Consider the following 19,826-nt stretch of genomic DNA (forward strand, 5'->3'; position numbering starts at 1 on the left):
TGGAATAGAACCGGAAACTGTCGCTCCGACGATCGAAACTAGGCGTCGTTCTTCTCGATCTCGAGGTCGACGTCCGCGGGGTCGACCCCGATCCGCGCGAACTGCGTTCGGATGTGTTCTTTGGCCCCCTCGAGGGCCTGGTCGCGCGTATCGAAGCCCCGCGGCATGGGCGATTCGAACGCGAGGTTGACCTCGCGGCCGTCGACCTGCTGGATCGAGCCGCCGCTGTCGACCTCGTAGAACTCGTCGCAGACCCACACGTACGCGGCGTCTTCGTCGGGGGCGCCGCTGAACGAGGGGGCTCGCTCACCCCGCTCGTACAGCGTCCCCGTGAGTTCCGTCCCGCCGGCGCGACCGCGTACCATGAGCATACGTCTCCGTACGTCTCGCGGACGCAAAAATACCGTGGCATCGCCTCACAGCACGACGGCGTTCGGCCGTGGTGGAGCGACGAGCCGGCCGTCTCGTCCGACGACGACTGTCGGTTCGCCTCGGTGACCGTAAGCGGTGACTACGGGGCGGTAACACGGGTTATCTAGCGTGTAGTGAGGTTTTCGCGAGCGATACGGTATAGACCCGTATACAGTCCCGTTCCGAACGGAAATATCCGCTGTTGGCCGTTCTCGGGCGGTTCGATCGGGTACTCACTCGTTACGAGAGTAAGCCGATTCTTCCCGGCCCAAATCGTTTTGGAAACGGGCTTATCCCCCTTGCAGAGGTTGGAATGAGTAATGAGTTCGGACGCTCACCTCGGCGGCGACAACACACCCGACCCACTCGCGAACGTCCCGGTTGAGTGTTACGAGATCCTTCGTGACCCCCGTCGGTTGCGCCTCCTTCAGGTCCTCGGCACCCGTCGGACGCGGCTCACTCTCGCCGAACTGACGACGGCACTGCTCGAGCGAACGGCGACCGACGCCTCGACCGGTCAGGCGCGACACGACGTTCGGATCGGCCTCGTTCACAACCACCTGCCGCGACTCGAGGAGTACGACATCGTCGACTGGACCGACGACGGCGTCGCGCTCGTCGACGAACCGCCCGTCCACCCCGCCGATATCTCCGTGCTCCTCGATATCTGCGAGACCGAGCGCGCCGAACAACTCCTCGAGACGCTCGTCGACCCCGTCCGGATGCGACTCCTCTCCGTGCTCGAGGGCGGCGGCCGGCCGCTGTCGGTCGACCAGCTCGCGGCCGAACTGACCGCGCTCGACGGCGGGCCGCTGTCGAACACCGACCGCGCGAAGATCGCGCTCCACCACTCTCACCTGCCCGCGATGGCCGACGCAGGCGTCCTCGAGTACGATCCCGAGTCGGGGCTGGTGACTCAGTACGATCACGCCGTCTCACTCGTTCAGTAGGCGTTCGCCGCTGTCGTTTCGACCCGCTGAGCGTCCGTCCCGTCTCGTTTCACGGTTTCCGACCGACGGTTTGCACCCGCACGCTCGCGGTCTCTCGAGCCGGTCGCGAGCACAAAACGGTAATGCCTTTCTCACCCCTAGCGAGAGACGAGCGGACGATGTTCCCAGAGCCCGACGACCACGGCAACCGAGTCGAGGCCGTGCCGAGCGCCGAACAGGCTGTTACTCTCGGTATCGTCGTCCTGATCGCCCTCTCGGGGGCGGGGGTCGCAGGATCGGCCGTCGCAATCGATCAGGTCGCGATCCTCTCGCCCGACCGAGCGCAGGTCGCGGTCGCCCCCGGCGAAACGGTCGAGATAGACGTCACCCTCCAGAGCGGCGGCGGCCACGGCGGCGAAGGCATCAGTGCCGTGACGCTGGTCGCCCAGTACAACCCCGAGTACGTCCAGGTGACCGATATAGAGCGCGGCCCGTGGCTCGAGGGTGACGGTACCGAGGTCCGAACCGCGACGGCCATCGCCCACGAGCAGGGAACGGCGATCGTCGAGCAACGACGCGTGCCGGCCGCGGGGGGAACGACCGGCGACGGGACGGTCGCGACACTGACCGTTCGAATCGCCGCGGACGCCCCGGCCGGGACGACGACGGTCTCCTTCGCCGAGAGCGACCTCGAGACGACCGGCGACTGGCCGCTCGCCGTCGTCGACGAGTCCGCCACCGTCGCGATCGACGGCGGCGGCGAGCCCCTCGAGCCGTTCGATCATCCCGATCCCGACGACCTGGGGCTCGCGCTCGAGCCGAACGCGTCGGACGCGGCGACCGGCTCGAGCGGAGCCGACGATTCCGGCAGCGGAACGGCTGGTAGCGCCGGTGGTGCGCCGATTCCGGGCTTCACGACCGAACTCGCGCTGGCGGCCGTCGCGCTCGCGGCGGGGGCGCTGTGGATCGGGCGGGACGGTCGTCACAGATAAACAGTCCGCCCCGCTGGAGGGAAACGCGTTTTAGGGATGGGCCAGATGGAGTCCGTATGACCGATCTGGGAGACTTCGGCGATTTCGACGCCGACGCCGACTCCGACGACGGCGCGGCGGCCGACGCAACCGGTTCCTCGCCGTCGTCTTCGGGGTCCGACGGACAGGGGAGCGCGAGCGCGAGTGCGACGACCGACGGGACCGCAAGCGAGTTCGAATCGACGCCGGTCGAGCCCAGCGGGGACGATGTCGGCATCGGCGCGATCTGTGTCTCCCAGGGGCTGCGCGTCGCCGAGGACGGCGAGGAGACCTCCCTGCGGGCGTACGTCACGCGCGGTAACCGCTCGTCGATCCGCATCGGGAGCTACCTGCTCGCGCCCTACCCCGACGGCGAGACGCTCTTCTGTCGCATCACGGGACTCGAGTACGCCCAACAGTACCACGCCGACGACGCGACGGAGATCCACGCCCGCCGGGCGATGCGCACCGACGGGATCGACGAGTCCGATTACAAGTTCGTCGCCGAACTCGAGCCGGTCGCCGTCCTCTACGACGATGACGGCGAACTGAAACGGCGGATGACCGACCGGGTACCGAAGCCGCAGACGGTGATCCGACAGGCCGACGACACCGAGGAGATCAAGACCGGACTGAAGATGCCCGACGACGGCGTTTTCCTGGGTCACCTCTCGGTCGGCGGCGAGAAAGTCCGTACTGCCGCCTCGCCTCCCACCATCGACTATCGACTGAAAGACGACTACGACGCGGGCGATCCGCTGGTCTTCCGGCACACGCTCGTCGCCGGCGGCACGGGGTCGGGGAAGACCCACGGCGCGAAGAACATCCTACGCCAGTACCTCGACGCCGACCGGACCTACCCGATGGACGACGGCCGCGAGGTCACACCCGCCGTCGTCCAGTTCGACCCGCAGGACGAGTACGCCCAGATGCACGACGACAACCCCGAGTTGGACGACGAGTTCGCGCGCCGACTCGAGCGCGAGGGGATCGCCTACGGCGGCCACGACGAGACGACCGCCTTCGTGCCGAACGTGGGATCGGCGTCGTACGCCGCGGGCCACCACCGCGCCGAGCAAGTCGAGTTCACGATCCCCTTCTCGATGGTCCACGACAACCCGTGGCTGGTCGCGGGCAGCGGCCTCAACGACAACCAGTACGGCGCGCTCGTCAGCGTGCTTCTGCCGCGGTTCCGCAAGCAGTACGGCGATGGGGGGACCTACGAGGAGTTCACGACCTTCCTCGACGACCCCGCGCTGCGCGAAGAACTCGACGAGTCCGGGCGGGTCCACGAGGCGACCTTCGACGCGGTCCGGCGGCGGGTGCTCGGCTTCGGTCACGTCTTCGATCAGGACGCGCGCCCGATCACCGAACTGGTCCACGAGTTCGTCCGCCCTGGCGGGCTCACCGTGGTGCCGACCTACCACATCAACGACAGCCGGGCGACCGAAGCGATCGTCCTCGCGGTCTCGTCGCTGATCATCGACCAGAAGCTCTCGAACGATCCCGACTACGACCGGATCAAGGAGACCCCGCTCGTGCTGGGCATGGACGAGGCCCACAACTTCCTGACTGACGCCGATTCGGTGCAGGCGGGGAAGGTCATCACGAAGTTCACCGAGGCCGCTAAACAGGGCCGCAAGGAACGGCTCGGCCTCTTTCTCATCACGCAGGACCCACAGGACATCCACGACGCTGTCTTCAAACAGATCAACACCACCGTCGTCCTCAATCTCGGCGACGAGGACGCCATCAAGAGCGTCAACATCCCGAGCAACCTCGAGTCGAAAGTCCCCTACATGGAGAAGGGCCAGATGGTCGTCTACTCGCCGGACAACTCCGAGCCGGTCGAACTGATCGGCCTCCCGAAGTGTCTGACCCGCCACGGACGGGACTGAGCGTTCTCCCCGTCGCTCTCGGCAACTCTGCTTCTCAGTCGAAGCCGCTGATCAGCGTCACGAGCCACTGGGCCGGATCGTCGCGCGAGCGGACGTCTACCCGTTCGACCCACTTCACCCACTGAAACCCGCGACGGCCGGGCGCTACGAGACGGAGCGGCGCCCCGTGGCCGTGGCTCAGCCGCTCGTCGTCGACGTGCGTCGCGAGTAGCGCCCGTCGGGCCTCGTCGATCGGGAGCGACCAGCGGTACCCCGTCACCGAGACGAACCGGACGAATTTCGCGTCGTCGCCGACCTCGGCCGCATCGAGGAGGTCGCCGATGCGAACCCCGCGCCACCGTCGGCTGGTGTACCAGCCGCTCGTACAGTCGAGTAGCGCTTCCGCCTCGCTGTCCGACGCCAGATCGCCGTACGCGTACTCGAGCGGCGTCGAAATCTCGCCGCGGACCGTCAGCGTCCAGTCGGACCGATCGACCGGGTCGGGATCGTCCGCGACCCACGAGGTGACCGGGAATCCTTCGTTACCGGTTCCACGTCGCGGCTGGGAGCCCGTGAACCGCCGGTCGGCACCGCGCGTCTCGAGGCGGTGATTCGCGACTTCCTGCAGCCGGTAGGTGACCGCGCCGCCGAGCAACAACGCCGTGTACTGGAGCGTCGTTCGGCGACGGTCGAAGTCGCGCCGACTCGGGAGCCGAAACCGGGTCGTCAGATGCCACACTACCAGCGGGACGAGGGCGAGCCCGAACCCGACGTGGACGCTCAACAGCGTCCAGTAGGAGAGCCGAACGTCGAGGCCGAAGGCCCAGGCGATCCCCGTCGCGAGCGCGCCCACCGCCCCGACCGCCGTGAGCACCGACAGGAGCGTGGACGGCCGCCACTGACCGGGATCGGTGAGGCGGTGGCGGACTCGCGCGAGTTTGAACCCCAGCAGCGCGACGAACGTCAGGCCGACGATTCGGTGGAGCCAGAACACCGGCCACCCCGCCGGTGTGCCCACGGTAAACGAAACGGCACCCGAGACGGCCTCGAGCACGACGAGCACGAGCAGGGACCAGTCGACGAGCCGCGGCGGCGGTTTGACTGCAGCCGCGGCAGTCCGAACGAGCGCTCCTGGCCGGAAGCTCATGGCTAAAGCTAGCGTCCCCCACGCAAGAAGCGTTGCGCACCTCGAGATGCGTCCTCGACAGCGCGGCGACTCCGCTCGAGCGGATCGTAAGCCCCAGTCTGCGCTCGAAGTCAGTCCGACTCGAGCAGCGTCCGCTCGAAGAACGCACCGGCCGTGCTCGCGATCTCGTCTCGATCGCCGGCGAAGAAGTGATCACCGGATAGCGCGGTGACCTCGTCGCCGCGCTCGCGGGCGCGCTCGACGATCGGCTCCCACTCGACGGTCGTATCGCGCTCGCCGTAGAGCACGTGGAGGGGGCGTTCGATGGCCGAAAGCGCCTCGAGCGCGTCGAGGTCGTCGCCGAGTCGCGCCGTCGGCGCGAGGGCGGCGACGGCGTCGGGATCGGCGTCGGCAGATGCGAGCAGGGCGAGCGTTGCGCCGAAGCTGTAGCCGAAGACGCCGACCGGACGGCCGTCGTACTCCTCGCGCGCCCACCGGATGGCGTTGCGAACGTCCTCGCGCTCGCCGTGGCCGCCGTCCCACGCGCCGTAATCGAACCGGAGACAGGCGATGCCGGCCTCGCGAAGCGCGTCGCTGACCGCGACGAGGCGCGAATCGCTGCGCGACCCGCCGTGTTGGGGATGGGGCGGACAGGCGACGACGACCGCCCGCGGATCGTCGGTCGGTTCCTCGAGGGTGCCCCGAACGTCGCGACCGCCGGGAATCAGCACGTCGCTCATGGCGAGTCGTTCCGAATCGGTGCTAATCAATCCTCGGCGTCGAGGGCCGCGGACGTGGGCCCGTCAGGGACGGGGAACGACACGCGCAGGCGGCGCCGGTCGTACTCTCCGAGGACGACGTAGCCGACGAAGCCGACGAGGAAGGCCAGCACGCCGAGCGTCTGGGTCCCGATCTCGAGGACCGTGCCTGCCCCGCCGTAGCGGACGGCCGCGGCGACGAGCCCGAGACCGACGGCGATGCCGAGGCCGCCCGGTCGGGGCTCGTAGCGGTCCCGTTGCAACACCGCCGCCCGGACCCACCAGCCGACCGCGAGCGCGACGCCGGCGGCCAGCAAGAGCGCGACGGTGGAGCGGGAGGCGACGACGGGGCCGAGAAACGCGACGCCGCCGCCGACGCAGGCCCCGAACGCGCCGCGTTGCAACCCGGCGATCCCCTCCCCGCTTCCGGTCGCCGTTCGGTAGCCGTCCGTCGCGCTCTCGACTGAGACCGCTTCGCTGTCGTCCCCGTCCGGACTCGAGTCTCCGTCGGCCCGGTCGACGTGGGTGACGCGTTGGCCGGCCGTGATGTACGTGCGACCGTCGTTCGGGGCGTCCTCGAGCAGTTCGCCGATCGATTCGTCCTCGGTGGGCTCTGGGTCGTCCGCGTTCGCGCCGGGCCACGCCGCGTCGACGTCGTCGAAGCCGATCGGGAGCCCCGCCGCGAGTTCGAACCGGGGGTGGTCCTGCAGTTGGAAGTGGAGGTGTGGTTCCGAGGAGTTTCCCGAGTGGCCACAGCGCCCGATCTCCTGCCCGCGTTCGACGCGGTCCCCGGGGGCAACCGCCACGCTGCCGGGGACCAGATGGGCGAGACAGCTGTACTCGTCGGGGGCGTGCTGGATCACGGCGTAACAGCCGCGGATGTCCCGTTTCAGCGGGTGGGAGAGACCGCCGCCGCGCGGCGACTCGAAGTCGGTGTCGAAGACGTCGACCACGACGCCGTCGGCGGGGGCCAGAATCGGTTCGTCGTAGCAGTAGTAGGAACCCACCGCGGACCCGGAGCCGTCGGGGGACGTGCGCCCGTCCGCGTCGGTGATCACGAAGTCGTAGGCATAGCGCTGGGTCACCGGGAACCACGAGTGGGAGTAGTCGTGGTCGTAGCTGCCGTTGACGACGGTCCACGCGCCGTCGAACGGCAGTCGGTAGTCGGTCTGCTGGTCGTAGCGCTCGGCGTCGGGGAACGTCCCCCGGTGGCGGACGAACGCGACGCCGGTGCCGAGCCACTGGGCGAAGTCCTGTGCCAGCACGAGGGGGTTGACGAACGTCAGCGGCATCGTGAGGAACCACGCCGCGTACTCCCGCCAGTCGCCCATGTGGATCCAGTCGGTCGGTTCCTCGCGTTCTTCCTCGTCGGCCCCGCGTCGCAACGCCAGATCTACTAGCGGCGAGATGAACGGCCAGAGGAAAAAGAGAAAGAAGACCTCGAAAACCTCGAGGACCGCGAGCGAGTCAAAGACGTAGCTCGGAATCGCCAACAGGCCCAATAGGGCCAGATACATCGGCTCGAACGACCGAAGCCGATGCCGAAGCCGCGTGGCGAGCGTGGCCGATTCGGTGGTCTGTATCCGTTCGGTCATCGATGCATCGATGGGTCCAGTGATACGTAATCGCTTTGTGAACTGGATTTCACGTGCCATGTTAGCATACGGTGGCTGGCCGGTCGCGTCCAGAACGGTCAATGCGGTATCGAGACAACGGTGAGATATGAGCCCGGACGACGAGTCGGCGGCCGCGGTTCGGGACGCGTTCTCCCTGCTCGGTCACGAGATCCGCCTCGAGATCCTGCTGGCCTTGCTCGAGGACTGGCACGCAGTCTACACGGAGCCGCGATCGTACGCGGAGTTGATGGATGCGATCGGCATGCGCGACAGCGGGAAGTTCAACTACCACCTCGACAAGCTTCGGGGGGTCTACGTCCGGGAGGTCGAGGGCGGCTACGTGCCGACGGCGGCGGTGACGGCGCTGTACCGGGCCGTGCTGGCTCATCGGCCGGCCGAACGACCGGCGGACCAGACGCCGTCCGACCCGACGCCGATCGACTCGCGGTGTCCCCGCTGTGACGCGGGGGCGGTGCTGCGATACGAACGGGGATTCGTCACCGTCGCGTGTTCGGCCTGCGAGGAGTGGCCCGGCTTCACGTATCCGTTCCCGAAAAACGGGTTCGCGGGACGGAGCGCGGACGCGGTCGCGCGCGAAACCGCGCGCCGCGCCCGGTTCCACGTCGGCTTGGCTCGGACCGGACAGTGTCCCTTCTGTGCGGGGACGACGACCGTCGATCCCTGCCTCGAGGACGGGGCCGACGCCGTCGAGATCTCCTGTGATACCTGCACGTTCCTCGTCGGCATCGATCCGCTCTCGCCGCTGGTTCGGGACGGCCGCGTCGCCGCGGTGCTTGCCGATATCGGCGTCGACCTCGAGCGCCCGGACTGGGAACTTCCCGAGCCGACGGTACGGATCGAGTCCCGAGAGCCGGTCCGAATCGCGCTCGCGGTCGAGGGCGATACCGGAACGGTGACGATCGTCGTCGACGGCTCGCTCACCGTCCGATCGATCGATGTCGATCGGTAGTCGACCCGCGCGTTCTCCGGCCGGCTTCGGTAGCGGCCGATCGAGTCGGTCGTGACGCGTGTTCACCACACCGTGAGTGTCGTCGTTCTCGGACTGTTGCCGAAGTGATGTTTTTAAGGCCGGAGATCCATACGTTGCGAGTATGGGCATCCTCTCTCGGACCTCCTACGTCATCCGGTCGAAGCTCAACTCGATACTCAACCGGGCCGAGGATCCGACCGAAACGCTGGACTACTCCTACGAGCAGATGCGAGACCAGCTCCAGCAGGTCAAACGCGGTATCGCCGATCTCACCACGCAGAAAAAGCGCCTCGAGATGCAAAAGCGCCGCCTCGAGGAGAACGTCGACAAACACAACGATCAGGCCCGCACCGCCGTCCAGCAGGGCCGAGAGGATCTGGCGCGACGCGCCCTAGAGAAGAAGAAGACGAAGATGAACCAGATCGAGGATCTGGAGCGCCAGATCTCCGATCTCCAGAGCCAGCAGGACAAGCTGATCAAGCAAAAAGACGAACTCCAGACTCGCATCGAGGAGTTCCGCACGAAAAAGGAAACGATGAAGGCGCGCCACGAGGCCGCGAAGGCCAGTTCCTCGGTCTCGGAAGCGATGACCGCAACCGGCGAGGAGTTCGAGGACGTCGGCCGCGCAATCGAACGCGCCGAGGAACAGACCGAGGATATGGAGGCCCGCGCTGCCGCGATGGACGAACTCCACGAATCCGGCGCGTTCGAGGACGTCATGTCCGACAAAGATGACATCGACCGCGAACTCGAGCAACTCGAGACCGACAGCGGCGTCGAGGCCGAACTCGAGACGCTCAAGTCCGAGGTCGGCGCGGGCGAGACCGACTCGGACGCCGAGCCCGAGGCCGATACGGAGACCGAACCGGCGGCGGACGCCAGCGAGGACGAACTCACGGAACTCGAGGCAGACGATCAGGAAGACGTCGAGGCCGAACTCGCGGAGCTACAGGACGAGGAGAACGCTTAACCTGATGACAGCCAGCGGTGCCGTGTTCCGGATAGCGGGCCGCGTCGGACGGTCACGGGCCACCGGTGTCGCCCAGTCAGTCGCCCAGTTTCTCATGGTCGTTCCACTCCGTCCGTCACTCCCGTTCCGTGCGACCGGGAGAAACGGTTACCATCGTCCGTGAATAACCCCTTCGTATGACCGAAACAGCGACGTTTGATTCCCTCTCGCTGACCAATCAGGTGGTGCTGCTGGGTGTCGCCGACCTCGCCGCCGACGGCGAAACGCCGATCCAAACCCACACCGTTCGACAGCACTGCCAGCAACACCTCGAGGACGTAGACACGGAGGTCGTCGGGACGATCACCGAGGTCGACGTCATCCGGTCGCTGTACCGACTCGAGGACGCGGGGCTCGTCGAGGAACGCGAGCCGTCGTCGACGACCCCCACCGGCAAGGGGCGGCCGGCGTACTCGCTGGCCGTGAGCGTCGATGCCGTGTACGACGGGGTCGCCGACGCGCTGTTACAGGGGACAGACTGAGTCGCGACGCGATGTGACGTGGTCGACCGCCGATCACGTCGGCGTTCCCAGAACCGCGATATCGTAGCTCGCGACATCTGCGGGGGCCTCGAGGACGATGACCTGAAACGCCCACGTCGAGCCGGCGTTGAGGTCGCCGGTAGTGGCGAGATACCGGCCGAGGAGGGTTCCCGTGTCGTCGTAGACTCGCGTCCGCACTTCGGCGGTCCGGATGCGACTGCTGCCGTCGTTTTCGACCGTTCCCTGGATAGTCGAGCCGAGATAGCCACTCTCGAGGACGAACTCGTGGTCGAGCAACGCGAGAGAGCCAAGCGGCGTGACCGACGTGCTCGACTGCTGGGTGGCCAGCGCCGCTGCCGTCGCCATCTCGCTCGTCGATCGGCTGGCGTTAGCACTGACGTTCCCGATGTCGACGGTGCCCTCCTCGTAGGTCGGCTCGCCGCCGAGGCCGCCGCCGCTACAGCCCGCGATCGCGGCCGCGATCCCCGTACCGACCGACGCGAGAACGCGCCGTCGGCTCGCGGGCCCCGACCCGGTCATCGCTGTCGGACCCGCGTCCGCGAACAGTTACCGTTACCGAGCATATCCCGTATCAACGATCCGGGCGCATTTCAGTGCCGCCCTTGAAGAGGCAGCGATCGGGCCGCTTGCCATCCGGGGAGGTCGTGTCGCGGCTGAACGTTCGATCGTTCGACCGCCGGGATCGTCGGCCTAGCCGCGCCGGCCCGGCCGTACCACGAGTTGACCCGCGGGCCGTCGTTACTCGGCCATAGACGTGTGCAACGCACCCCTATCGTCGGGGCGATGGAACGTCTCGGTATGGGTTCCCCGGAGAGCGACGAGCCGCTCGAGACCGACGGAGCCGATATCACCGGCTCGAGCGTCAACATCGTGGCGCTGCCCGACGTCGCCATCGGACTGATCGTCGTCGTCCTCTCGCCGCTGTCTCCTCGCATCGTTCATCCTCCGGACGACGACGATCACCTGCCGGACCGCGTCGACCGGGCCGATGCTCCCCAGAAGGACCCCGAGGAAGGGCCGTTCGACGGACACTATGGCGACGACCGGTCGCTCGCGTTCACCGGAGCCCGCGGTCGCCGACGGCTGCCGTCGGCCGGTCGCCACGGAATCGTCGCCTGCAGACGTGCCAGAAGTATTTCCGCGCGGTCGTGGTACCTCGAGCGCGTACGATGAGCGGCGACGGCACCCAGCCGAGCGATACGATGGCCCAGCGCAGCGACGCTCCGACGCTGAAACAGCGACTGCTGCTGGATACGAGCCGCTGGCTCATCGCTGCCGGGCTGATGCTGTTCGTCTTCGGCGGGCTACTCGTCGCCGCCCGGTTCAGCCCCGTCTCGCTTCGTCTGCTCGTGCAGACCGGCGACCCGATCGAGACCGCGTTTCAGGCGCTCGTGACCGCGTTGATCACCGGCGTCACGCTCGTCGTGACGATCAACTCGCTGGTCCTCTCGCAGGAACTGGGCGCCGTCGAGGACCAGCGCGAGCGACTCGAGGGGGCGATGGACTTCCGGGAGGACGTTGAGTCGTCGATCGACGCGCCGATCAGCCCGCCGGAGCCGGCCTCGTTCCTGCAGGCGATCGTCGCCGCCTCGCAGGAGCGAGCGAACGGGTTCCGGTCGGCCGTCGCCGAGAGTCACGACGAGACGTTCGTCGACCGGGTCGACGACTTCGTCGACAACCTCACCTCCCACGCGGACTCGATCCGCGACGAACTCGAGGCCGCCCAGTTCGGCACCTACGACGTGCTCAAGGCGGCGCTGGACTACAACTACTCCTGGAAGATCTTCCGGCTGCGCCGGATCGAGGACGCCCACGCGGACGCGTTCGACGACGAGACCGGGGACCGATACGACGAGTTGCTCGAGACGCTGGAGCTGTTCGGCCTCGCGCGCGAACATTTCAAGACGCTGTACTTCCAGTGGGAGCTGATCAACCTCTCGCGGGCGATGATGTACGTCGCCGTGCCCGCGCTGGTGGTCACGCTGTCGATGCTGTTCTTTTTCGACGCGAGCGCCGTCTCGGGGACGCTGCTGGGGACCGACGCGCTGGTGTGGGTCGTCGCGCTGGCGGTGACCGTCGCCGTCACGCCGTTTCTCCTGTTGATCGCTTTCATCCTGCGGATCGCGACGGTCGCAAAGCGGACGCTTGCGATCGGGCCCTTCATCCTCCGGGACTCGAGTCGCGGAGAGGAGATCGACTGGGAGTGACGTTGCGGGGCGGTCGTCCGGCGGGGACGCTTGCAGGCGTCAGTCACGAGGCTTTTCGGCCGCAGTCCGAACCGGCGGCCATGTCCACGGCCTCCGACACTACCGACTCCCAGCAGTGCCCGACCTGCCAGACCGAAAGCGATCCGTTTTACGCCTACTGTCGGCAGTGTCTCGCGGAGTTACCGTCGAAATCGTCGACCCGGTCGATCGTGTGACCCTCACGGCGCACCGTCCCCGAATCGACTCATTGGTATGGCGGCGTCCGCTACCGACGGCCGTGATCGTCGTCGTCTGCGGGCCGCCGGGTGCGGGGAAGACCACCCTCGCGACCCGAGTTCGGGACCGCCTCGAGGCGCGAGCCGTCCCCGTTCGGCTCTTTCACTCGGACGACTTCTCGAGTCGCACCTACGACCAGTTGTCCGAACGGGTCCGCGACGCGCCGCCGGCGGCGGTCACGCTGGTCGACGGCACGTTCTACCGCCGCGAGTGGCAGCGCCGGTTCCGGGCGCTCGGCGACGTTCGGTTCGTCCACGTGACCGCGAGCCTCGAGACTTGCCTCGAGCGCAACCGCCGCCGCACCGATTCGATCGACGAACAGGGCGTTCACGTCGTCTACCGCGAGTTCGAGAGCCCCGACGCCGATCTGGTGATCGACACCGACCGCCGTGACCCCGACGAGGCGGTCGACCGGCTCGCCGTGGCGCTCGAGACGTGGCCGGAGTGACGGCTGTAGCGACGACGGCGGTCGCCGTCGTGTCTCCGTTCACGGCTCCGCGGTCTCGCTTCTACCCGATCGACTGTCACCCTAATGTTCAACACAGTATCCCTCGTTCTTCCGAGTATGGAATTCAGAAACTGGCTCCGCTGCCCGGCCTGTTCCACGGCCGAGGCAGTGAGTGTCCTCGCCTACGGGACGGAGGTCGTCCTCGAGTGCTACGAGTGTGGCCACACGGGCGAGTTCACTCTCGGCCGAGACATCCCGTTTCAAGATGTGGCGGACGGGGTGGCCGACGGTGGCTTCGACGACGGCCGTCCCGAGTGAACGGTACCCCTCGTTGGGATTCCAGTGAGTGCCAGCTGCTCGAGCCTCTCAGCGGTCGTAGGAATGTCACTCGAGGTAGTGAGAATGCGCAACTGCGTGTGGACTGACCGATGTCCGTTCTGGTGAGAATGGTGAGCCCCGGTGTGGTTGGGCCATAGCGGGACTCACCAGTCGCACCTTATTGGTGGACCGCCAAATAGATTGTGTGACTATTCGAGTAACAAATCGGCCGTACCCCGGTTCGCGAAACGGCTACTTCTACCGGTGAAAACCAGAGAGATGAACCCTTTTGCATCTCCGCGTCCTACGTTGCATGATCGGATATGTTCGTGGTTGGGCCATGACACAAGACGAAACGATACAAAAGGCGACCGAGTTGCTACAGGATCTCGGGCTGCAGGAGTACGAAGCGCGCTGTTTCGTGGCGCTGAACCAGCTCCCGAGTGGAACGGCCAAGGAGATCCACGAGATCTCCGGGGTGCCGCGGACGAGGGTATACGACGCGATTCGCGTCTTGGAGACGGAGGGCTTGGTCGAAGTTCAACACTCCAATCCGCAGGTGTACCGTGCCGTCGATATCGATGAGGCCACGCAGACCCTCCGAAGGAAGTACACGAATCGGATCGAAACCCTCGAAACCCACCTCAAGAACACGGACGTTCGGAAGACCGAGGAGAAAGATCACGTTCAGGAAGTCTGGTCGTTGTCCGGCAACGACGCGATCGAGTCGCGGATGCTCGAGCTGATCGACGGCGCGGAGTCGGAGATCGCGCTCGTCGTCGTCGACGAAGCGATCCTATCCGAGACGCTGTTCGACGAACTGGCGGAGGCAGCGAAGAGCGACCTCTCGATACTGCTCGGCGGAAAGACCGACGCGATTACGGACCGGTTCGGATCGGAACTACCGACCGTTCGGATTTTCGAAACGAGTCTCGACTGGCTGACCGGGATGCCGGGCGAGGAGGCAGTCGCAGTCAGCCGCATTCTGCTCGTCGACCGTGAGGTGCTCCTGATCGGCTCGTACTATCCGGACGACAACGAGGCGAAAGCGAAAGAACAGGCCGTGTTCGCGCGCGGCCTCGAGAACGGGATCGTCGTCCTGCTTCGCCGCCTGATAACGATGGGGCTCTCGACCGTCGGCGATCCGACGGACTGACGGGTAGCTCGAGGAGCGATCTGACGAGAGGCCGGGCCCAACCGACTGCGACTGGGAGCTGCTGAGCCGGTAGGGATGCTCAGCCGTGTCGCTGGCGTAGGTGAGGGCGGGGTGGAGCGCCACCGCGACGGTCAGCAGGCCGACGTTCCACCAAGGCGAGTTGTACCAGATCAGGTCGATCTCGAACGGATCGGAGAGCCCGACCTCGTCGGGCGTCCGACCGGGGACGAGGTGGTCCGGCAGCGCGTCCCGGCCGATGCCCGGAGCAACGCTTGTCGGATACCGTTCGGATCGTCGGTACCGTCGCGCATACCAACTGATCGACATCGACCGCCGGCACGAAACCGTGTTGCCGATGAGCCGGACAGTCCGCCCAGTGGTGTGCCGACCAGCGGCCGCTGTCGACCGGTCAGTTAAACTCGGACTCGAGGACGGTCGCCAGTTCGCGGTCGCTCATCCCGACCGCCAAGCCGTCGTCTCGCCCGTCACCGTCGGCGACGTACTGCTCGGGGGTCTCACAGGTAAAGCCGTAGATGCCGATCGCGCCGTCCTCGAGGTCGATGCGACCGTCGCCGTCGGCTTCGAGCCAGGCGTAGTCGTCGCCCGACGGCAGCAATTCGCCGACCGGCTCGAGCTTCCCTGCTTCGAGCAGCGCGTCGATCTCCGACGCCAGCGCGCCCGCGACCGAGACGTGTACCTCGCGGTCGTCCGCGGCCGTGTCCGCGCCACCGGTGTACAGTTCGTAGACGACGGCCCGGTCGTCGACCGCGGCGACCTCGAGACGGTCGTAGGACCAGCGAGCCGCAAAGCGCCGAAACAGCGGGTTCTCCTCGGGCCGATCGAGGTGGTACTCGAGCAGGCTGGCCTTGCGGGCGTCGGTGTAGGGCTCCAAGGCGGTGGCCGCATCGAGGCGAACGAGCAGGGAGAGTTGCTTGACGAGCGTCTCCTTGTCGATCGGCTTGACCAGATAGTCGTTGAGCGGGAGCGTGATGATGTCGTGTTCGGGGGCGACGGCGGTGATCATCACGGTGATCGCGTCGAACCGGGCGGTCACGGCGTCGAGCAGTTCGCGGCCCGGTCCGTCCGGCAGCCGCCGGTCGAGCAGCGCGATATCGAGCGTCGAGCACGACTCGAGCGCCGCCGTGCCGTCGGCGACCGAGTGCGCGACGGTGACGGTGGTCTCGCCCCCGCAGCAGTCGTTTACCCAGACGCGAAGGAGCTCCGCGAGTTCTTCGTCGTCCTCGACGATCAGTACGTGCCGAGGGGTCGTCTCGGGCGGGTCTGTCCCGGCGGCCGCATCGGCGACGGCGTCGGATGAGTCTGCAGGCATATCTGTCGGTCACTCGCTGGAAGCGGTTGCTGGGGACCCTTTCGGCTCGGTCCGTAAATAGCTCTAGAGGTCGCTGTTCACGTCGGTGACACGAGCGGCGTCTCGAGGCCCGTCGACTCGGGACACCCTCACGCCGCGTCGAGGACGGCTCCGGTCCCGGGCCGCTCGAGTCCCGCGAGATTGATCCGACCGTCGGGCATCGGGACGCCGTCGGCGGGGTCGTCGGCCAGCAAGAGCGAGCCGTCGAGGTCGGCGTAGTCGACCAGCGGCGCGAGGTGACAGGCCGCCGCGATCGAGGCGTTCGATTCGGTCATACAGCCACACAGTACCTCGAGGCCCTGAGCACGAGCGGCGCTGATGATCCGCCTGGCCTCGAGCAGCCCACCGCATTTCATCAGCTTCAGGTTCACGATGTCACAGCGGTCTGCGACCCGCGGGACGTCCGCGAGCGTTCGGCAGGACTCGTCGGCGGCGATCGGCAGCGCCGAGCGCTCGGAGACGAATTGCAGGCCCTCCGGGTCGTCGGCGGAGACCGGCTGCTCGACGAACGCCGGATCGAACTCGACGAGTCGCTCGATCTTGCGGACGGCCTCGCGAGGGCTCCAGGCCTCGTTCGCGTCGACGAACAGCCGCGCGTCGGGCGCGACCGACCGGATCGTCCGGACGATCTCCAGGTCCCGATCGGTGCCGAGTTTGACTTTCAGCGTCCCGAAGCCGCGCTCGAGGGCCGTCTCCGTCTTCGCGCGCATCGTCTCCGTCTCGTCTAGACCGATCGTGTAGGAGGTCTCGAGCGTGTCCGCGGGATCGAGCCCCCAGTAGCGATAGAGCGGCACGTCGAACCGCTTTGCGACGAGGTCGTGCAGGGCGACGCTCACCGCAGCGCGGGCGCTCGGATTTTGCCGAACCGTCTCACGCATGCGGCGTTCGATCCGCTCCAGTTGGTGGGGATCGCCGACTCCTTCGACGACCGACAGCAGGTCGGGCAGAACGGCCTCGGCCGTGGCGGCGGTCTCGCCGTAGCGCGCCGACGGCGCGGCGGCACCGACTCCCGTCGCGCCGTCGTCGTCTTCGATCCGGACGAACACCGCGTCGGTCTCCGTCGTCGTCCCGCGAGCGATCCCGAAGGGGTACTCGAGCGGGAGCGAGCGCCGTTCGAACGAGGTCTCGAGACTCATAGCAGGGCCGCGAGCAGGTCGTCGGTGCCAAAGCGGAGCACGTCGGTCGCGGGCGCGCCGAGGGCATCGGCGTAGTCGTCGACGGCGTCGCGGGCGGCCGCGTCGCGCTCGAGGCCGGCCGTGTTGAGCGCGCCGGCGACGACTTCGGCCTCCGCGACCGGCGCGGCGACGGACTCGTAGAGGTCGACGTAGGTCGGGATCGACGGCAGCGCGAACGACTCGTAGCCGTGGAGCAGATCGCGACCGGCCTCGTGACAGAGGACGAGTTCGTCGGCCATCGAGCCGTGGAGGATCCCCAACGTGACCGGCGAGTACGCCGGATGAACGATGCTGCCCTGCCCCTCGACGAACAGGTAGTCGTGGTCGTCGCCTTTCTCGAGGATCATCTCCTCGACGGCTCCTGCCGCGAAGTCGCTGACCACGCGATCGATCGGCGTCCCCCAGCCCTCGATGAGGATGCCGGTCTGGCCGGTCGGGATCACCGCGGCGTCGTGACCGGCCGCACGAGCCGCCCGCGCCAGTTCCATCGTCGTCGTCATCTTGCCGACCGAGCAGTCGGTGCCGACGGTGAGGATGACCTCCGCGTCGACCGCGTCGGCGACGCCGTCGGCGACGGTGAGATCGTCCGGCGGGTTCCGTACGTCCCGCAGCTCGCAGCCGCGTTCGGCCGCCAGCCGGGCGAACTCCTCGTCGTCCGCCAGGAAGTAGTGGAGCCCAGAGATCACGTCCCAGCCGTACTCGAGGGCCGTTCGCACGTCGTCGCGCCAGCTCTCGTCGAAACCGCCGCCGATCGGGGCGATGCCGATCAGCAGAGCGTCGATCTCGTCGGCCTCGGCCTCGAGATCGCTCGTTTCGGCGACGATCGGTGCGTCCTGAACGTCGGAGACGAACGCGGAGACCCGGCGGCCGGCGGTGTCCCTGTCGAGGACGGCGACCACGTCGTGGTCGGCGTACCGGAGGACCCCCAGGGCGGTCTTGGCCCGGTCGGGAAACTTCTCGTGGGCGAGGATCGCAACGCGCATACGGGGACATAGACGAGGGGTCACTTAAGCAGTCGTTCGGGCGACGACTGACGCCGCGAGCGACCGGTGCTCGAGCCGAACGATCGTCACACCTTACTCGTTCGCGACGCAGGGTGACGCAATGAGTGATCGGTGGCTCGCCGCCTGGGGGCTCGGCTCGATCGCCTTCGGCGGCGCCTCGCTTTTGGTCCCGCTCTATCTCGTCGAACTCGGCGCGTCGCCGGTTCAACTCGGCCTGTTGGCCGCGACGGCCGCCGGCGTCGGTGCGCCCGGTGCGATCGCGTTCGGCCGGCTGGCGAACCGGGTCGACCGTCGACGGCTGCTCGTGCTCGCGACGCTGATCGGCGTTGCGATCTCGATGGCTGCGATTCCGTTCCTGACCTCGATCGCGGCCGTTATCGTCGCCAACGCGGCGCTGTGGTTGTTCGTCTCCTCGATCGGGCCGGTCCTGACGATGCTCGTCGTCGACGACACGCCGGAATCGCAGTGGAGCGAACGGATCGGACTCGTGAACGCGTACCAGGGCTACGGCTGGGCCGGCGGGCTCGTTCTCGGAACCGTCTGGCCGCTTCTCGGCGGGCGACTGCTCGCTGCCGGGACGGTAACGCGGTCGCTGTTCTGGCTGCTCGCGGCGTGTGCCGGCGCGAGCGCTGTCCTCGCCGCGCGAACACTGCCCCGGCCCGTGTCGTCGGCCCACGTCACCGACGGGCGCGCCGTCAGGCGAGTCGGCCGGCTCCTCGCGACCTCGAGCCGCGGCGTCAAGGGGGCGACGTTCGCCTTCTCGCCGACCCGCCTCTACTGGACGACGCGGGGAATCGATCCGCGACGGCTCGCAGCCCGAACCGACCGCACACTGGCGACGTACTTCGTCGCAGGGGCCTTCTTTTTCACCGGTTCGGCGGCGTTCTGGGCGCCGCTGCCGCTGTACCTCACCGACCTCGGTTTCGACTCGGGTCGAGTGTTCGCGTGCTATCTGGCCTCGAGTCTCGGCTCCGCGGCCTGCTACGGCCTCGCCGGTCGGCTGTCGTCGCGGTACGACGTTCGGCATCTGCAATCCGGCGTGCTGGCCGTTCGCGGGGCCTTGTTTCCCTCGATCGTCGCCGTCGCGGGAGCGGGACTCGCCGTCGCGTTCGGTACGGTCGGCCTCCTCCTGGCGCTCCTCGGGGTCACGTGGGCCGGCATCGCCGTCGTCGGAACGGCGATCGTCACCCGGCTCGCGCCGCCGGACGCCCGCGGCGAGGTACTCGGAGCCTACGTCGCACTGGGCGCGGTCGGCGGCGGGCTCGGTGGCGTCCTCGGCGGCTGGGTGGCGACCTTCGGCTACGCCGCCGCCTTCGCCGTCGCTGGAGGGCTCGTTCTCGCCGGCGCGGTTCTCGTGGCCTCGCTCGAGTCGATTTCGAGCGGCGACCGCACCGTGACGACCCACCCCGAGACGGTCGCCGAGCGCGCGGACGACGACACCGCGATGGCCTCCTCGACCCGCCGCGAGTGACGTACCAACGCGATCGCCGAACGGCCGCCGGTCGGTTCGCCTGGGGGATACACGGGAATGCGGAACCCGAGCGAGCCGCGGTGGAGTCGGACCCGCTTCAAAATCGCCGCCACGCACACGTCCGAGACGGGTTCGAACTCGGTTGGATTCGGTCAAACGGTCGTCTTCGAGT

20 protein-coding genes and 1 pseudogene are annotated in these 19,826 nt (G+C 67.4%); 13 read left to right on the top strand and 8 right to left on the bottom strand.

What is annotated here, in order from left to right; translation table 11 throughout:
* Positions 1–38: 38 nt before the first annotated feature.
* Positions 39–371 (bottom strand): DUF7113 family protein, encoded by a 333-nt coding sequence (locus NKH51_RS00275; RefSeq protein ID WP_254763244.1) that lies wholly within the window; start codon positions 369–371, stop codon positions 39–41.
* Between the two features lie 360 nt (positions 372–731).
* Here NKH51_RS00275 and NKH51_RS00280 point away from each other — a divergent pair, with 360 nt between their 5' ends.
* The 3 genes from NKH51_RS00280 (at position 732) to NKH51_RS00290 (ending at position 4,248) form a co-directional block, all read left to right on the top strand.
* Positions 732–1,361, top strand: coding sequence for a helix-turn-helix domain-containing protein (locus tag NKH51_RS00280; protein WP_254763245.1), 630 nt, complete (start codon positions 732–734; stop codon positions 1,359–1,361).
* A 158-nt stretch (positions 1,362–1,519) separates the two neighbouring features.
* Positions 1,520–2,332 carry a cohesin domain-containing protein gene (locus tag NKH51_RS00285; RefSeq protein ID WP_254763246.1) on the top strand — a complete coding sequence of 271 codons (813 nt, stop codon included), beginning with the start codon at positions 1,520–1,522 and terminating at the stop codon, positions 2,330–2,332.
* Positions 2,333–2,388: 56 nt separating this feature from the next.
* The gene (locus NKH51_RS00290; protein ID WP_254763247.1) at positions 2,389–4,248 is read left to right on the top strand and encodes an ATP-binding protein; all 1,860 of its coding nucleotides are present in this window, start codon (positions 2,389–2,391) and stop codon (positions 4,246–4,248) included.
* Positions 4,249–4,282: 34 nt separating this feature from the next.
* Here NKH51_RS00290 and NKH51_RS00295 read toward each other — a convergent pair whose 3' ends face one another.
* From NKH51_RS00295 to NKH51_RS00305, 3 genes are all read right to left on the bottom strand, one after another.
* Positions 4,283–5,374 (bottom strand): molybdopterin-dependent oxidoreductase, encoded by a 1,092-nt coding sequence (locus NKH51_RS00295; RefSeq protein ID WP_254763248.1) that lies wholly within the window; start codon positions 5,372–5,374, stop codon positions 4,283–4,285.
* Positions 5,375–5,484: 110 nt separating this feature from the next.
* A complete protein-coding gene (locus tag NKH51_RS00300) occupies positions 5,485–6,093 on the bottom strand; it encodes an alpha/beta hydrolase (protein WP_254763249.1) in 609 nt (202 codons plus the stop codon).
* Positions 6,094–6,119: 26 nt separating this feature from the next.
* On the bottom strand, positions 6,120–7,706 hold the full coding sequence (locus NKH51_RS00305) for a M23 family metallopeptidase (RefSeq protein ID WP_254763250.1): 1,587 nt from the start codon (positions 7,704–7,706) through the stop codon (positions 6,120–6,122).
* 127 nt (positions 7,707–7,833) lie between these two features.
* Here NKH51_RS00305 and NKH51_RS00310 point away from each other — a divergent pair, with 127 nt between their 5' ends.
* The 3 genes from NKH51_RS00310 (at position 7,834) to NKH51_RS00320 (ending at position 10,209) form a co-directional block, all read left to right on the top strand.
* Positions 7,834–8,697 carry a winged helix-turn-helix domain-containing protein gene (locus NKH51_RS00310; protein WP_254763251.1) on the top strand — a complete coding sequence of 288 codons (864 nt, stop codon included), beginning with the start codon at positions 7,834–7,836 and terminating at the stop codon, positions 8,695–8,697.
* 142 nt (positions 8,698–8,839) lie between these two features.
* On the top strand, positions 8,840–9,688 hold the full coding sequence (locus tag NKH51_RS00315) for a PspA/IM30 family protein (RefSeq protein ID WP_254763252.1): 849 nt from the start codon (positions 8,840–8,842) through the stop codon (positions 9,686–9,688).
* A 176-nt stretch (positions 9,689–9,864) separates the two neighbouring features.
* A complete protein-coding gene (locus NKH51_RS00320; protein WP_254763253.1) occupies positions 9,865–10,209 on the top strand; it encodes a helix-turn-helix domain-containing protein in 345 nt (114 codons plus the stop codon).
* A 33-nt stretch (positions 10,210–10,242) separates the two neighbouring features.
* Here the strand turns inward: NKH51_RS00320 and NKH51_RS00325 are convergent, their stop codons facing one another.
* The gene (locus tag NKH51_RS00325) at positions 10,243–10,749 is read right to left on the bottom strand and encodes an FxLYD domain-containing protein (RefSeq protein WP_254763254.1); all 507 of its coding nucleotides are present in this window, start codon (positions 10,747–10,749) and stop codon (positions 10,243–10,245) included.
* A 321-nt stretch (positions 10,750–11,070) separates the two neighbouring features.
* Between NKH51_RS00325 and NKH51_RS00330 the strand changes: the two are divergent.
* The 6 genes and pseudogenes from NKH51_RS00330 to NKH51_RS00350 form a co-directional block, all read left to right on the top strand.
* Positions 11,071–11,277, top strand: a pseudogene (locus NKH51_RS00330) (DUF7972 family membrane protein); the annotation flags it as partial.
* A gap of 122 nt (positions 11,278–11,399) precedes the next feature.
* On the top strand, positions 11,400–12,437 hold the full coding sequence (locus NKH51_RS00335) for a DUF7972 family membrane protein (RefSeq protein ID WP_254763255.1): 1,038 nt from the start codon (positions 11,400–11,402) through the stop codon (positions 12,435–12,437).
* An 80-nt stretch (positions 12,438–12,517) separates the two neighbouring features.
* Positions 12,518–12,652 (top strand): hypothetical protein, encoded by a 135-nt coding sequence (locus NKH51_RS18775; RefSeq protein ID WP_256527487.1) that lies wholly within the window; start codon positions 12,518–12,520, stop codon positions 12,650–12,652.
* Positions 12,653–12,714: 62 nt separating this feature from the next.
* Entirely contained in the window at positions 12,715–13,161 is a 447-nt protein-coding gene (locus tag NKH51_RS00340) for an AAA family ATPase (RefSeq protein WP_254765181.1), read from the top strand.
* Between the two features lie 117 nt (positions 13,162–13,278).
* A complete protein-coding gene (locus tag NKH51_RS00345) occupies positions 13,279–13,479 on the top strand; it encodes a hypothetical protein (RefSeq protein WP_254763256.1) in 201 nt (66 codons plus the stop codon).
* A gap of 340 nt (positions 13,480–13,819) precedes the next feature.
* Complete coding sequence (locus tag NKH51_RS00350) at positions 13,820–14,635, top strand: TrmB family transcriptional regulator (RefSeq protein ID WP_254763257.1); 816 nt, start codon at positions 13,820–13,822, stop codon at positions 14,633–14,635.
* 409 nt (positions 14,636–15,044) lie between these two features.
* Here NKH51_RS00350 and NKH51_RS00355 read toward each other — a convergent pair whose 3' ends face one another.
* From NKH51_RS00355 to NKH51_RS00365, 3 genes are all read right to left on the bottom strand, one after another.
* The gene (locus NKH51_RS00355) at positions 15,045–15,965 is read right to left on the bottom strand and encodes a response regulator (RefSeq protein ID WP_254763258.1); all 921 of its coding nucleotides are present in this window, start codon (positions 15,963–15,965) and stop codon (positions 15,045–15,047) included.
* A gap of 128 nt (positions 15,966–16,093) precedes the next feature.
* Positions 16,094–17,140: a dipeptide epimerase gene (locus NKH51_RS00360; RefSeq protein WP_254763259.1), complete on the bottom strand. Its 1,047-nt coding sequence runs from the start codon at positions 17,138–17,140 to the stop codon at positions 16,094–16,096.
* Complete coding sequence (locus NKH51_RS00365) at positions 17,137–18,162, bottom strand: N-acetyltransferase DgcN family protein (RefSeq protein WP_254763260.1); 1,026 nt, start codon at positions 18,160–18,162, stop codon at positions 17,137–17,139. The genes NKH51_RS00360 and NKH51_RS00365 overlap by 4 nt, the downstream gene beginning before the upstream one ends.
* A 121-nt stretch (positions 18,163–18,283) precedes the next feature.
* Between NKH51_RS00365 and NKH51_RS00370 the strand changes: the two genes are divergently transcribed.
* Positions 18,284–19,654, top strand: coding sequence for an MFS transporter (locus tag NKH51_RS00370; protein WP_254763261.1), 1,371 nt, complete (start codon positions 18,284–18,286; stop codon positions 19,652–19,654).
* Positions 19,655–19,826 lie beyond the last annotated feature (172 nt).

The sequence above is a fragment of the Natrinema marinum genome, from assembly GCF_024296685.1.
Lineage (GTDB): Archaea > Halobacteriota > Halobacteria > Halobacteriales > Natrialbaceae > Natrinema > Natrinema marinum.

What these genes read in the sequence shown, in the direction of transcription:
- NKH51_RS00335 (WP_254763255.1), top strand. Translation starts at nt 11,400, where the DNA reads ATGAGCGGCGACGGCACCCAGCCGAGCGATACGATGGCCCAGCGCAGC.
- NKH51_RS00305 (WP_254763250.1), bottom strand. Translation starts at nt 7,706, where the DNA reads ATGACCGAACGGATACAGACCACCGAATCGGCCACGCTCGCCACGCGG.
- NKH51_RS00345 (WP_254763256.1), top strand. Translation starts at nt 13,279, where the DNA reads ATGGAATTCAGAAACTGGCTCCGCTGCCCGGCCTGTTCCACGGCCGAG.
- NKH51_RS00360 (WP_254763259.1), bottom strand. Translation starts at nt 17,140, where the DNA reads ATGAGTCTCGAGACCTCGTTCGAACGGCGCTCGCTCCCGCTCGAGTAC.
- NKH51_RS00365 (WP_254763260.1), bottom strand. Translation starts at nt 18,162, where the DNA reads ATGCGCGTTGCGATCCTCGCCCACGAGAAGTTTCCCGACCGGGCCAAG.
- NKH51_RS00280 (WP_254763245.1), top strand. Translation starts at nt 732, where the DNA reads ATGAGTTCGGACGCTCACCTCGGCGGCGACAACACACCCGACCCACTC.
- NKH51_RS18775 (WP_256527487.1), top strand. Translation starts at nt 12,518, where the DNA reads ATGTCCACGGCCTCCGACACTACCGACTCCCAGCAGTGCCCGACCTGC.
- NKH51_RS00325 (WP_254763254.1), bottom strand. Translation starts at nt 10,749, where the DNA reads ATGACCGGGTCGGGGCCCGCGAGCCGACGGCGCGTTCTCGCGTCGGTC.
- NKH51_RS00285 (WP_254763246.1), top strand. Translation starts at nt 1,520, where the DNA reads ATGTTCCCAGAGCCCGACGACCACGGCAACCGAGTCGAGGCCGTGCCG.
- NKH51_RS00290 (WP_254763247.1), top strand. Translation starts at nt 2,389, where the DNA reads ATGACCGATCTGGGAGACTTCGGCGATTTCGACGCCGACGCCGACTCC.
- NKH51_RS00275 (WP_254763244.1), bottom strand. Translation starts at nt 371, where the DNA reads ATGCTCATGGTACGCGGTCGCGCCGGCGGGACGGAACTCACGGGGACG.
- NKH51_RS00350 (WP_254763257.1), top strand. Translation starts at nt 13,820, where the DNA reads ATGACACAAGACGAAACGATACAAAAGGCGACCGAGTTGCTACAGGAT.
- NKH51_RS00310 (WP_254763251.1), top strand. Translation starts at nt 7,834, where the DNA reads ATGAGCCCGGACGACGAGTCGGCGGCCGCGGTTCGGGACGCGTTCTCC.
- NKH51_RS00320 (WP_254763253.1), top strand. Translation starts at nt 9,865, where the DNA reads ATGACCGAAACAGCGACGTTTGATTCCCTCTCGCTGACCAATCAGGTG.
- NKH51_RS00295 (WP_254763248.1), bottom strand. Translation starts at nt 5,374, where the DNA reads ATGAGCTTCCGGCCAGGAGCGCTCGTTCGGACTGCCGCGGCTGCAGTC.
- NKH51_RS00315 (WP_254763252.1), top strand. Translation starts at nt 8,840, where the DNA reads ATGGGCATCCTCTCTCGGACCTCCTACGTCATCCGGTCGAAGCTCAAC.
- NKH51_RS00300 (WP_254763249.1), bottom strand. Translation starts at nt 6,093, where the DNA reads ATGAGCGACGTGCTGATTCCCGGCGGTCGCGACGTTCGGGGCACCCTC.
- NKH51_RS00370 (WP_254763261.1), top strand. Translation starts at nt 18,284, where the DNA reads ATGAGTGATCGGTGGCTCGCCGCCTGGGGGCTCGGCTCGATCGCCTTC.
- NKH51_RS00355 (WP_254763258.1), bottom strand. Translation starts at nt 15,965, where the DNA reads ATGCCTGCAGACTCATCCGACGCCGTCGCCGATGCGGCCGCCGGGACA.